This window comes from Paucibacter sp. M5-1 (assembly GCF_027498415.2).
Taxonomy (GTDB): domain Bacteria; phylum Pseudomonadota; class Gammaproteobacteria; order Burkholderiales; family Burkholderiaceae_C; genus Roseateles_E.
Map to the genome: position 1 here is coordinate 236549 of NZ_JAPZLM020000001.1, position 12260 is coordinate 248808.

Here is a 12260-nt window from a genome sequence, read left to right on the forward strand (position 1 = left end):
CAGTTCTCGTCTTGGCGTGCACGGCGTCAGGCGTGCGGCGCCCGCGAACGCAGGCCCCAGTCCCACAGCTTCTCGCTGGGCAGCGGCAGCACCATGAACCAGTGCTCCAGCAGGGCCAGGCTCAAGAGCATCGCGACAAAGCTGCAGGCCGTCGCGTCGAAGACGCTCACCGAGCTGGCCACAGCGCTGTGCCAGGAGGCGGCGGCCAGCGCGGTGATTGCGATCACCGTGACGGGAAAAAGCGCATTGCCGGGGCGCTGGCGGAAATAGCTGTGCATATAGCGCAGATGCTCGGGCAGGAACTGCTCGTTGAGATTGCGCACGCCCAGAAAGACATTGAGCTTGGCCGACAGGCGCATCAGCCACAGCACCGCAAAGGTCCACAGCGCCAGCTGATTGGGCTGACCCCAGCTCAGCAGCGCGATCGCCGCGCCCAGCACGATCAGTGCCAGCTCGTGATAGAGGATGGCCAGCACCGCCAGGCCGACCCGGCGCCAGCCGCGCGCGCCGCTGGGGCAGGCGACGCGGCGTGGGCCGGTCACATAGCCGAGCAGGAAACCGATCTCCTGCCAGGCCCAGACCATCAGCGCCGACGTGAAGGCGAGATAAGCGCCGCTGATCCGGGTGTCGTCGGCCGAGGCCGCCACGCCCAGCAGCGCGACGCCCAGCAGCACGGTGGCCGCGCCGAAAGTCCATTTGTGCGTGGCGCGCGGCAGGCCATTCAGATACAGGATCACACCGGTGCTGAACCACCACAGCAGCAGCGTGTAGAGCGCGGGCCAGCCGTGTTGCATGGCCAGCTCACTCACCAGCTCGGCGCTACGCGCATCTCGCGCGGCAGCTCGTGCTTGATCGTCGGCAGAAAATACAGCCGGCCGAAGCACAGCGCGGCCCGGGCGGCGCACAGGCCTTGCTGCAGCCGGCCCACCAGCCCGCCGCGCTGCTTGGCCCGCTCGGCGGCGGCCGAGATGCTGCACAGCCTATCCATGCCGGCGCGGAAGGCCGGGTGGTCGGTGTCCAGGCTCAGCGGGAAGACCTGGCGGCTGATCTCGGTGGTGATGTCGAAGACCTTGTAGTCGTAGTCGCTCGGGTCCATGCCCAGCGCCTCGGACAGCCAGGGCCGCGTGTGGTCGCGCACATACATGGTGGCGTAGACGGCCAGCAGGAAGAAGCGGATCCACAGCTTGTTGGCGCCGCTGAGCAGGCCGGGCTGGGCGCGCATGATCAGCGCGAAGGACTCGCCGTGGCGGAACTCGTCATTGCACCAGCGCTCGAACCAGCGAAAGATCGGGTGAAAGCGCAGCTCGGGGTGGCGCTCCAGCTGGCGGTAGATCGTGATGTAGCGGGCATAGCCGATCTTCTCGGACAGATAGGTCGCGTAGAAGATGTACTTGGGCTTGAAGTAGGTGTAGGCCTTGCTGCGCTTGAGGTTGACCAGATCGACGCCCAGGCCGAAGTCCTTCAGCGACTGGTTGATGAAGTTGGCATGGCGCGATTCGTCGCGCGTCATATAGCGCATCAGCGCCTTGATGTCGGGGTTGCTGACGTGCTTCTGGATCTCGTTGTAGAGCACGCAGCCGGAGTATTCGCTGGTCAGCGAGCTGACCAGGAACTCCTGGAAATCGCGCCGCAGCTGCGGTGACCACTGGGCCGACAGCGCGGCCACCTCGGCGGCGAACTCGGGCGTGCGCTGGAAGTGGTCGTGGTTGTTGTCGCCCTCGTACTCGGCCAGCATCGCGTCCCACTCGGCGCGTATCGGGCTCACGTCGAGCCGGTCCATCGCCGCGTAGTCGGTGGTGTAGAAGCGCGGCGTCAGCACCGTCTCGGCCTTGGCCAGACGGGCGGCATCCTCGGGGCTCTGCAAGGTTTGTTCAGCGCTGTGCGACATGGCTTTCTCCAGAGGCGGCAGACATCAGCCGGGCGAAGACCGCCGAGTTGCTGGGGCCGAAGGATTCGAGATCGACGCGCCGGCCGGTGCCGGGGTCCACCAGCGTGAGCCGGCCGTCGGAGCGGCCCAGCAGTTCGAACGGCGTCTCGGGCCCCAGGCCCTGGCGCTTGCGCTCGCGCACCAGGCCGCGCATGGTGCTGCGCAGAAAGCCGTTGGTGCCCGGCGCCACCGTGTCCAGCAGCGCGCCGCTGCGGGCATCGCGCACCTCGATGCCGCCATCGTCGCGGTCCTCGAAGCGCAGCTGGCGCACGGCCAGCGTGGCCGCGTCGGGCTGCTGCTGGGCGCTCATGCCCGTCAGCCGCACCAGGCCGACGCCGATCAGGCTGCTCAGCACCAGGGCCGCCATGGCTGCGAGGGGGAGCATGGGCAGCTTGGATTGCAGGTCGGGCGACATGGAGGACTCCTCAGGTGTTCTGGGCCAGCGCGCCGGCCTGAGGGTTCGAGACCAGGGTCGGCATGCCGCTGCGTGCATCGACCCGGCCGACGGCTCGCACCGGCAGCGCCGAGCGGGCCGCCTCGGCCTGCCCCAGCGCGGTGGCCAGGGTCTGCGCGACGGACTTGGCATCGGCCAGCGCGCGCAGCATCGGCTGGGTGCGCTTGAGCTGCCAGGGCCGCACATGGGGCCACAGATGCAGATAGGCGATGCGGTCGCTGCCGGCCAGGCTCAGCACGATGTCGCCGCCACCCGCTCTGCCGCGGGCGCGGAAACCGGCCGAGGCGATCTGCGCAAACGGCAGATTGAAGGTGATGCTCAGCACCACGCCGACCCGCATCACGATGCGCCGGTTGGTGATGGTGTAGACCGTGCTGCGCGCCATCAGCCAGGCGAGGGTGCCGATCAGGCCCAGGGCCAGCACAATGGGCGCCAGCATGCCGGCCATGGCCAGCAGGGTCTGGCCCAGCGGCTCGCCGTCATACCAGCTGCCGAGGCCGCGCCAGGCCAGCAGCGCGCCGAAATAGATCAGCAGCAGGTCCAGATGCAGGGCCTGGCGGGCCATCAGCAGCGCGTCGGGGCTGCCCTGCCAGAGCTGCGTCTCGCCGGCCGGCAGGGCTTCGGGCAGACCATGGGCCGCCTCGAACTCATGCTCATGCGCGGGCGTGAGCAGGTCCACCACGTTGTTGTGCTTTACGGCTTTCACAGCAGCGGCTCCTGACGTTGTGGCGTCGCGTACAAGGTGCCGGCGCCGTAATAGGCCATGATCTTTTCCTCTTCCAGCAAGGTCACCTGCTCGGGCTGGCGGGTCTGGGGCACCTGGGCGAACTGGTGGCCCAGGATGGACTTGACCCGGATGCGGCGCTGCTCGACGCGGGCGAAGTTCATCGGCAGCAGCACGCGTGCGCCACCGGCCACCTCCAGCTCCAGATAACGGAACAGCATCTCCGAGCGGTCCACCCACAGATCGATGACCCGGCCGCCCTCGACCCCGTCATCCCCCAGCACCGGCAGGCCGCGCGGATCGACGTCCTGCCGTGCGACGCCGAAGCCCTCCGCCACGCGCAGCGGCACGATCTTGGTCAGGCCCTCGTAGGTCACATCGGCCACATCGGCGCGGTCGTTCCAGCTGCCCGGCCCGACGCCGGCCAGCAGCAGCGCGCTGCCGCTCTGCTCGGGCTGCAGCGGCGCGCCGCGGTAGGCGCCCTCGTGCACCGGCGGCTGGTTCGCGGCCTTGCCGTTCGGTGCGCTGACCGACTCGCCATTGGCCAGGCGGTAGGTCTTGGGATCGGGCACCGAGGGCCAGCCCTGCACGGTGATGGAGGCCGAGCGGTCGGACTCCAGCGGATAGCCCTCGCGCTTGTTCTCGCGGTGCAGGTAGTAGATCAGCCCCGCGAAAAAGATCCAGAACGCGTAGAGCGCGAGTTGGGCGACGTCGATATAGCCTGTGATGGCACCGGTTTGCATGGAAGCCTCCTAGCCTGGGAACTCGGCCAGGCCGAAGCGCTGGCGGGATGGTTGAGGCGCGCCGGCCGGGCGCACCAGGGGACCGATGGCGATCAGCGTGCCGAACAGCAGCGCGATCTCCAGGTGATAGACGATGCTGTAGGCCACCTGCGGCTCCGACATCGCCGTGCCCAGCCAGCCGGTGGCGGCCAGGGTCTCGAAGCCGTCGCGCAGCGCGCCGCCCAGGGCCACCGCGATGCCGCCGGCCGTGGCCTGCATCGCGCCCCAGGCGCCCAGCGCCAGACCGGCCAGCCCGTCGCGCTCCAGGCTCATCGCGACAAAAAGCGTGCTGACGGCGAACAGGCCGCCGCCCAGGCCGATCAGAAAGTTGCCGACGCGAAACAGCAGGCTCGAGTCGAGTGGCGCCGCGAAAATCACCGCCGAGAAGGCGCAGATGCCGATCAGCAGGCCGATGGCCGCGAGCCGGTGCGCGTCGAAGCCGCGCCGCAGCAGGCGCGCGGCGATCGCAAAGGCCAGCACCGAGCCCAGGGCCAGGCCGGCGGTCAGCAGGCTGGTCGAAGCCACCGAGAGTTTCAGGATCGCGCCGCCATAGGGCTCCAGCACGATGTCCTGCATATTGAAGGCGGCCGTGCCCAGGGCTACCGCGACCAGGAAGCGGCGCGTCTTCGGCTGGCCGGCAAAGCGCCGCCAGACCTCGCGAAACGGCGGCTGCGGGACCGAGGCCTCGCTGCGGCGCGGCACGCTGCCGCGCGCCTCCTGCTTCCACAGCGCGATGGTGTTGAACAGCATGGTCAGCATCGCCGCGCCCTGCACGACGCCGGCCAGCCGGGTGGCCGTGAAGTCCTGCAGCACCAGGCTGAACAGCACGCTGGACAGCACCATGCCGGCCAGCAGCATCAGATACATCAGCGCAACGACCCGCGGCCGAGCCTCGGGCGCGGCCTGGTCGGTGGCCAGGGCCAGGCCGGCGGTCTGCGTGGTCTGCATGCCCGCGCCCACCATCAGGAAGGCCAGGCAGGCGGCGATATGGCCGATCACCGCGCCGCCGGGTTGCGTGTCGGCGCCGGGCTGCAGCAGTATCAGCGCGAAAGGCATGATGGCCAGGCCGCCGAACTGCAGGAGCGAGCCAAACCACAGATAGGGCACGCGCCGCCAGCCCAGCGCGGACAGATGGATGTCGGAGCGGTAGCCGACCAGCGCGCGAAACGGCGCCACCAGCAGCGGCAGCGCCACCATCAGCGCCACCAGCCAGGCCGAGACGCCCAGCTCGACGATCATCACCCGGTTCAAGGTGCCGACCATCAGCGCATAAGCCATGCCCACCGAAACCTGGAACAGCGCCAGACGCAGCAGCCGGCTCAGCGGCAGGTCGGGGCTGGCCACGTCCGCAAAAGGCAGGAAATCCAGGCTCAGCCGCGCCCACTTGAGCGCCAGGCGCTCATTGAGTTGCCGCGCGGCCTGGGTCGCTTTCATGGCCGCCTCAGCTCCATCGCCTGCGAGGTGTAGAAGCCGCTGGCGATGCGTTCGCTGCGCCCCAGATCCCAGGCCAGCAGCTGGGGATGGGCTTCGAGCCGACGCCGCAGCGTGCGCTCGGCCACCGGCACGATGGCCGGCGAGCGATCACCGCGCGGGAACAGCTTGCCGGCCGCCTTGAACAGCTCCAGCGCTGGGCTGCTGGGCGCGAAGGTGAACAGCAGCGCCCGGCGGGTGCGTTCCGCCAGGCCGGCGATCACCTCAACGGCGTCACCGGCCTCGTAGTGGATCAGCGAGTCCATGCCCACCACATAGTCGAAATCGCCGAGCTGCGGGTCCAGCATATCGCCCGAGCGGAAATCGATGCCGCCGCCGCTTTCGAAGGCAGGCTGGCGTTGCCTTGCGAGGTCCACCAGCGTGGGCGAGAGATCGATGGCCAGCACCTGCGCGCCGCGCTGCGCCGCCTCGACCGCCAGCGCCCCGGTGCCGCAGCCGGCGTCCAGCAGGCGCAGGCCGCGCAGATCGGCCGGCAGCCAGGACAGCAAGGTGGCGCGCATGCGATCCCGCCCGGCCCGCACGGTGGCGCGCACGCGGCCGACCGGCGCGTCCGAGGTCAGCCGCGCCCAGGCCTCGACTGCGGTGCGGTCGAAATAGGTTTCGATTTCGCTGCGGCGTGCGGTGTAGGTGTCGGCTTGCATCAATCAAACCCCAGCAGATCAAAGATGTCGCGGTCCTTCATCGGGACGGCGCTCAGCGGCTCGCTGCCCAGCCACAGCGCGGCGGCCAGACGCATGTATTCCTTCTGCACCAGCGCCAGCTCGGGCGAGGGCTCCATCTCGAACAGCGTCGACTTCTTCAGCCGGCTGCGGCGTATCACGTCGAGGTCCGGGAAGTGGGCCGCGAGCTTCAGGCCGATCTTGTCGTTGTACTTGTCGATCTGGTCGGTGGCGGCGCTGCGGTTGGCGATCACGCCGCCCAGCCGCACCTTGTAGTTCTTGGCCTTGGCGCCGATGGCCTGGACGATGCGGTTCATCGCGAAGATGGAATCGAAGTCGTTGGCGGTGACGATCAGCGCCCGGTCGGCATGCTGCAGCGGCGCGGCGAAACCGCCGCAGACCACATCGCCCAGCACATCGAAGATCACCACATCGGTGTCCTCCAGCAGATGGTGCTCCTTCAGCAGCTTGACGGTCTGGCCCACCACATAGCCGCCGCAGCCGGTGCCGGCCGGCGGCCCGCCGGCTTCCACGCACATCACGCCGTTGTAGCCGGGGAAGACGAAGTCCTCGACCCGCAGCTCCTCGGCATGGAAGTCCACCGTCTCCAGCACGTCGATGACGGTGGGCAGCATCTTCTTGGTCAGCGTGAAGGTGGAGTCGTGCTTGGGGTCGCAGCCGATCTGCAGCACCCGCTTGCCGAGCTTGGAGAAGGCGGCCGAAAGGTTGCTGGAGGTGGTGCTCTTGCCGATGCCGCCCTTGCCATAGATCGCGAAGACCTTGGCCGTGCCGATGTCGACTCTTGGGTCGAGCTCGACCTGCACGCTGCCTTCGCCGTCGGGGCGGCCGCCGCGTCGGATGGTTGAGACGGGAATTTCGGTGACGGTGCTCATGCTGCTGCCTTTTCAACGATCACGCCTTCGAGGCGGTCTTCCAGTTCATCGCCGGCCTGGCGCAGGGCCTGGAGCGTGTCGGCATCGGGCTGCCAGTAGTCGCGCTCATAGGCTTCAAGCAATCGGTTGGCCACCCGCGCCGAGGCGGTGGGGTTCAGCTGGGCCAGGCGCTCGCGCATGGCCGCATCCAGCATGAAGGTGGCGCTGAGCTGTTCGTAGACCCAGGGCGCGACCTGGCCGGTGGTGGCCGACCAGCCCATGGTGTTGGTCACATGGACCTCGATCTGGCGCACGCCTTCGTAGCCGTGCTTGAGCATGCCCTCATACCACTTGGGGTTCAGCATGCGGGTGCGGGTTTCCAGCGCCACCTGCTCGGTAAGCGTGCGCACCGTGCCGCCGCCGAAGCTGTCGCGGGTCTGATCGCCGATATAGACCGGGGCCATCTGGGCGTTGTCCCCGTCCTTGCGCACCTTGGCCCGCTTGATCGCGCGGCTGACGCCGCCCAGCGTGTCGAAATAGGTGTCCACCGTGGTGATGCCCAGCTCCACCGAATCGAGGTTCTGGTAGGCCAGCTGCACATCGGCCAGCACGCTTTGCAGCAGCGCGGCTTGCTGCACCGGCCGGCCTTTGACCCCGTAGGCAAAGCCCTTGCGGCGGCTGTAGGTCTCGGCCAACTCGTCGCCGTCTTCCCAGCGGCTGTTGTCGATCAGGCTGTTGATGTTCGCGCCGTAAGCGCCCTCGGCATTGCCGAAAACGCGCAGCGAGGCGCTCTCCAGATCGCCGCCATTCTGGGCCTGGAAGGCCAGCGCATGCTTGCGGATGAAGTTCTGCTCGGGCGCCTCCTCGGCCTCGGCCGCCAGCAAGGCGGCTTCGGCCAGCAGCTTGATCTGCAGCGGCAGCAGGTCGCGGAAGATGCCCGAGAGCGTGATCACCACATCGATGCGCGGCCGGCCCAGCTCGGCCAGCGCGATCAGCTCGGCACCGGCCAGGCGGCCATAGCTGTCGAAGCGGGGCCGGGCGCCCATCAGCGCCAGCGCCTGGGCGATCGGGCCGCCCTCGCTCTTGAGGTTGTCGGTGCCCCACAGCACCATCGCAATGGATTCGGGCAGCGGGTTGCCGACGCCCATATGCTTGTCGAGCAGGCGCTGGGCCTGGGCGAAGCCGTCCTTGACCGCATAGGCGCTGGGAATGCGGAAGGGGTCGAAGCCGTGCAGATTGCGGCCGGTCGGCAGAATGGTCGGGGTGCGCAGCAGATCGCCGCCGGGGGCCGGGCGCAGGAAGCGGCCATCGAGCGCGCGCAGGATGCCGTCGAGCTCATGGTCCTCGGCCATCAGCCGGTCGATGGCGCCCAGCTCCTGCAAGAGCGGCGTGGCGTCCTTGGGCAGACCCTGCGCGACTAGCGCCTCGATCAGCGCACGCTCGGGTTTGACGCCCAGCGAGGCCTCGGCGCAGCACAGCAGCAGATCGACCCGCTCGGCCGGGCTGGGCGCCTGGCCGACCACATGCAGGCCGTAGGGAATCAGCGTGTATTCCAACTCCAGCAGCTTGTCGCTGAGCTGGGCCATGCTGGGGGCGTGCAGCTCCAGCGCGGTGGCCTGGTCTTCGATCATCAGCGCCAGCGCATCCCGCTCTCCTTGAGCCTCGGGCTCCAGGCTGCGGTAGCGCTCCAGCGCCTCCTTCAGCTCCACCAGGCCCTTGTAGAGCCCGGCCTCGGCGACCGGCGGGGTCAGGTAGCTGATCAAGGTGGCGGCGGCGCGGCGCTTGGCGATCGTGCCTTCGGAGGGATTGTTGGAGGCGTACAGATACAGATTCGGCAGATCACCGATCAGCCGATCCGGCCAGCAGCGGGACGACATGCCGGCCTGCTTGCCGGGCATGAACTCCAGCGCGCCGTGGGTGCCGAAGTGCAGCACCGCATGGGCGGCGAAATCCTCGCGCAGCCAGCGGTAGAAGGCCGAGAAGGCGTGTGTCGGCGCAAAGCCCTGCTCGAACAGCAGGCGCATCGGGTCGCCCTCGTAGCCGAAGGCCGGTTGGATGCCGACGAAGACATTGCCGAAGCGCTCGCCCAGCACAAAGATATGGCTGCCGTCGCTTTGCTGCTTGCCGGGCGACGGCCCCCATTGCGCCTCGATCTCGCTCAGGTACTTCTCGCGCCGCAGATGCTCGTTGGCCGGGATGCGGTGGTGCACATTGGCCATCGCGCCATAACGCGCCGCGTTGCCGCTGATGATGCGCTCGCGCAGTTCGTCAACGGAGGCCGGCAACTCCACCGTGTAGCCGGCCCGGGCCAGCGCCGCCATGGTGTTGTAGAGCGACTCGAAGACCGACAGGAAGGCGGCGGTGCCGGTGGCGCCAGCATTGGGCGGAAAGTTGAAGACCACGGCCGCGACCCGGCGCCCGGCGCGCTCGCTGCGGCGCAGGTCCACCAGCTTGCCGACGCGGGCGGCCAGCGCATCGGCGCGCTCGATGCAGCTGTGCATATCGTGGGAGTCGACCTCGTTCTCGAAGCGGCAGGCATGGGGGCAGCCGGTGCAGGCGATGTGGGCGGCGTTGGCGCGGCCGCCGAAGACCATCGCGCCGGTGGCCCCGTCCAGCTCGGGGATGGCCACCATGATGGTGGACTCCACCGGCAGCAGGCCGCGCGAGGAGCCACCCCACTGGTCCAGGGTCTGGAACTCGACCGGGTGCACGGCCAGATAGGGCACGTCCAGCGCGGCGAGCACATCCTCGGCCGCTTTCGCATCGTTGTAGGCCGGGCCGCCGACCAGCGAGAAGCCGGTCAGCGAGACCAGCGCGTCGATCCGGCTGCGGCCCTCGGCGTCCTGGAAATAGGCGGCGATGGCCGGGCGCTGATCCAGGCCGGTGGCGAAGGCCGGGATCACGCGCAGGCCGCGCGCCTCCAGCGCGGTGATCACGCCCTTGTAGTGGTCGGCATTGCCGGCCAGCAGATAGGAGCGCATCAAGAGCAGGCCGACCGTGCCACGCGTGCCGGTGGTGGCCACCTTGGGCAGCGCGTCCATCGTGGTGGCCATCAGGCCCACGGCGCTCGCGTGGCTCATCAAGGGGTGGTAGAGCCCGATCTCGGGGTACTCGATCGGCTGCTGCGGCCGGGCGGCCAGGCGCAGCGGCTTGCGCGGCCCCTCGGCATAGCGCTCGACCAGCAGGCGCACCAGATTGCCGATATTGTCCTGCGAGCCCGCCAGCCAGTACTGCAGGCTCAGGAAATAGGCCCGCACGTCCTGGGCCGTGCCGGGGATGAAGCGCAGGATCTTGGGCAGCATGCGCAGGGTCTTCATCTGCTGCGCGCCCGCTGTTCCCTTGTTGCCGTCGTCCTTGCCCGGCGGCTTGCCGCGCAGCCGCTTCAGAAAGGCCATCGCGCCGGTGGCGGGCGCGGCCATGTCGAAGCGACCCATGCGGGTCAGCTTGGTGACCTCGGCGGCCGACATCATGCAGACCATCGCATCGCAGCGCTCGCGCCGCGCCTGCAACTCGGCCAGGATGGGCATGAAATGGTCTTCCAGGAAGAGCATCGACGCGATGACGATGTCGCCCCGCGCGATGTCCGCCTTGCAGCGGTCCAGTGCGGTCGGGTTGTCGCCCCACTCGGCGGCAGCATGGACGCTCAGGCGCAGGCCGGGCAGGGCCTTGGACAGGGTCGCATTGGCCCGCTCGGTGGCGCTGGCCAGATGGCTGTCCATGGTCACAATGACCACGTTCATGCTGCTCGCCTTATCGGCTGAAGTGCGCTTTGGCGTCATAGAGGGTCTCTACGGTGATCACCGGCACGCTCTTGCTCAGCGCATAGGCCTCGGTGTTGCGGCGGGCCTTGCCGCGCACGAAGAAGGGGATCTTGCGCAGCTCCTTCTCGGCGTCCGGTGCCCAGGCGGCGGGTGGGGCCGGCACATCGATCAGGGCGGCGGGCGGTGCGGCGGCGGCCGGCCCACCCAGATGCGAGGGCGCGGCGTCCTCGTGGAACTCGAAGTCGCCCCGGAACATGCCGATCAGGTGTTCTTCCAAGCCCATCATCAACGGATGGACCCAGGTGTCGAAGAGCACGTTCGCGCCCTCGAAACCCATCTGCGGCGAGTAGCGGGCCGGGAAGTCCTGCACATGGACCGGGGCCGAGATCACCGCGCAGGGCAGGCCCAGGCGCTTGGCGATATGGCGCTCCATCTGCGTGCCCAGCACCAGCTCCGGGCCGGCCGCGCTGATGGCGGCCTCGACCTCCAGATAGTCGTCGCTGATCAGCGCCTCGATGCCGTAGAGCGCGGCCGCTTCGCGTACATCGCGGGCGAACTCGCGGCTGTAGGTCCCCAGGCCGACGACCTTGAAGCCCAGCTCGGTGGCGGCGACGCGGGCCGCGGCGATTGCATGGCTGGCGTCGCCGAAGACGAAGACACGCTTGGCCGTCAGGTAGTTGGCGTCGACCGAGCGGGCATACCAGGGCGCATGCGAGTGGGCCTCGGCGGCCGCGAGGTCCGCTGCATGATCGGGATCGAGCCCAGCCAGCGCCGCGACCTCGCGGATGAACTCGCGGGTGGCGCCGGCGCCAATCGGGATGGTCTTGGTGGCGGGCTGGCCCAGATGGCGCGCCATCCAGCCGGCGGCCTGATGCGCCACCTCGGGATAGAGCACGATATTGAAATCGGCATCGGCCAGGCGTGCCAGGTCTTGCGGGCTGGCGCCCAGCGGTGCGACCACGTTGACGGCCACGCCGATCTGCGCCAGCAACTGGCGGATCTCGCGCACATCGTCACGGTGGCGAAAACCCAGGGCGGTGGGGCCGAGGATGTTGCAGCGAGGCGGCTTGTCGCCCATGGCGCGGGGCCCCGAAGGCTTGACAGCCAGATGGCGCACCAGTTGATAAAAAGTCTCGGCGGCGCCCCAGTTTTCCTTCTTCTGGTAGGCCGGCAGCTCCAGCGGTATCACCGGCACCGGCAGGTCCAGCGCCTGCGTGAGGCCGCCGGGGTCGTCCTGGATCAGCTCGGCGGTGCAGGAGGCGCCGACCAGCAGGGCCTGGGGCTTGAAGCGCTCGTAGGCATCGCGGGCAGCGTCCTTGAAGAGCTGGGCCGTGTCGCCGCCCAGATCGCGGGCCTGGAAGGTGGTGTAGGTGACCGGCGGGCGCTCGGTCCGCCGCTCTATCATCGTGAACAGCAGGTCGGCATAGGTATCGCCCTGGGGCGCATGCAGCACGTAATGGACCTCGCGCATCGCGGTGGCGATGCGCATCGCGCCGACGTGCGGCGGGCCTTCGTAGGTCCAGAGGGTGAGTTGCATGTCAGTGGCGCCCGGCCGCCCGAAGGCACTGACGCGCCCCCTCGGGGGGCAGC

Annotated in this window: 10 protein-coding genes; all 10 read right to left on the reverse strand. The window is 68.8% G+C overall.

The features are described from left to right. Window positions 1-26: 26 nt before the first annotated feature. From puhE to bchB, 10 genes are read right to left on the reverse strand one after another with little or no spacing between them, the layout of a single operon-like run. Window positions 27-794 (reverse strand): putative photosynthetic complex assembly protein PuhE, encoded by a 768-nt coding sequence (gene puhE, locus O5M90_RS01130; protein WP_269841752.1) that lies wholly within the window; start codon window positions 792-794, stop codon window positions 27-29. Between the two features lie 11 nt (window positions 795-805). Continuing rightward, window positions 806-1888: a magnesium-protoporphyrin IX monomethyl ester (oxidative) cyclase gene (gene acsF / locus O5M90_RS01135; RefSeq protein WP_269841751.1), complete on the reverse strand. Its 1083-nt coding sequence runs from the start codon at window positions 1886-1888 to the stop codon at window positions 806-808. Next, a complete protein-coding gene (gene puhC / locus O5M90_RS01140; protein WP_269841750.1) occupies window positions 1872-2342 on the reverse strand; it encodes a photosynthetic complex assembly protein PuhC in 471 nt (156 codons plus the stop codon). The genes acsF and puhC overlap by 17 nt, the downstream gene beginning before the upstream one ends. Before the next feature lie 10 nt (window positions 2343-2352). After that, window positions 2353-3087, reverse strand: a complete 735-nt coding sequence (gene puhB, locus O5M90_RS01145; protein ID WP_269841749.1) for a photosynthetic complex putative assembly protein PuhB — start codon at window positions 3085-3087, stop codon at window positions 2353-2355. Further along, window positions 3084-3848, reverse strand: a complete 765-nt coding sequence (gene puhA, locus O5M90_RS01150) for a photosynthetic reaction center subunit H (RefSeq protein ID WP_269841748.1) — start codon at window positions 3846-3848, stop codon at window positions 3084-3086. The genes puhB and puhA overlap by 4 nt, the downstream gene beginning before the upstream one ends. A 9-nt stretch (window positions 3849-3857) precedes the next feature. After that, complete coding sequence (locus O5M90_RS01155) at window positions 3858-5321, reverse strand: BCD family MFS transporter (protein ID WP_269841747.1); 1464 nt, start codon at window positions 5319-5321, stop codon at window positions 3858-3860. After that, window positions 5318-6019, reverse strand: coding sequence for a magnesium protoporphyrin IX methyltransferase (gene bchM, locus O5M90_RS01160; RefSeq protein WP_269841746.1), 702 nt, complete (start codon window positions 6017-6019; stop codon window positions 5318-5320). The genes O5M90_RS01155 and bchM overlap by 4 nt, the downstream gene beginning before the upstream one ends. Further along, the gene (gene bchL / locus O5M90_RS01165) at window positions 6019-6930 is read right to left on the reverse strand and encodes a ferredoxin:protochlorophyllide reductase (ATP-dependent) iron-sulfur ATP-binding protein (protein ID WP_269841745.1); all 912 of its coding nucleotides are present in this window, start codon (window positions 6928-6930) and stop codon (window positions 6019-6021) included. The genes bchM and bchL overlap by 1 nt, the downstream gene beginning before the upstream one ends. Further along, window positions 6927-10649, reverse strand: coding sequence for a magnesium chelatase subunit H (locus tag O5M90_RS01170; protein ID WP_269841744.1), 3723 nt, complete (start codon window positions 10647-10649; stop codon window positions 6927-6929). The genes bchL and O5M90_RS01170 overlap by 4 nt, the downstream gene beginning before the upstream one ends. A gap of 10 nt (window positions 10650-10659) precedes the next feature. Next, window positions 10660-12207: a ferredoxin:protochlorophyllide reductase (ATP-dependent) subunit B gene (gene bchB, locus O5M90_RS01175; RefSeq protein WP_269841743.1), complete on the reverse strand. Its 1548-nt coding sequence runs from the start codon at window positions 12205-12207 to the stop codon at window positions 10660-10662. Window positions 12208-12260: the final 53 nt, after the last annotated feature.

Bases quoted from the DNA above. Each gene is read 5' to 3' on its own strand.
- bchM (WP_269841746.1), bottom strand. From the start codon at position 6,019: ATGCAAGCCGACACCTACACCGCACGCCGCAGCGAAATCGAAACCTAT.
- bchB (WP_269841743.1), bottom strand. From the start codon at position 12,207: ATGCAACTCACCCTCTGGACCTACGAAGGCCCGCCGCACGTCGGCGCG.
- O5M90_RS01170 (WP_269841744.1), bottom strand. From the start codon at position 10,649: ATGAACGTGGTCATTGTGACCATGGACAGCCATCTGGCCAGCGCCACC.
- bchL (WP_269841745.1), bottom strand. From the start codon at position 6,930: ATGAGCACCGTCACCGAAATTCCCGTCTCAACCATCCGACGCGGCGGC.
- puhC (WP_269841750.1), bottom strand. From the start codon at position 2,342: ATGTCGCCCGACCTGCAATCCAAGCTGCCCATGCTCCCCCTCGCAGCC.
- puhE (WP_269841752.1), bottom strand. From the start codon at position 794: ATGCAACACGGCTGGCCCGCGCTCTACACGCTGCTGCTGTGGTGGTTC.
- acsF (WP_269841751.1), bottom strand. From the start codon at position 1,888: ATGTCGCACAGCGCTGAACAAACCTTGCAGAGCCCCGAGGATGCCGCC.
- O5M90_RS01155 (WP_269841747.1), bottom strand. From the start codon at position 5,321: ATGAAAGCGACCCAGGCCGCGCGGCAACTCAATGAGCGCCTGGCGCTC.
- puhA (WP_269841748.1), bottom strand. From the start codon at position 3,848: ATGCAAACCGGTGCCATCACAGGCTATATCGACGTCGCCCAACTCGCG.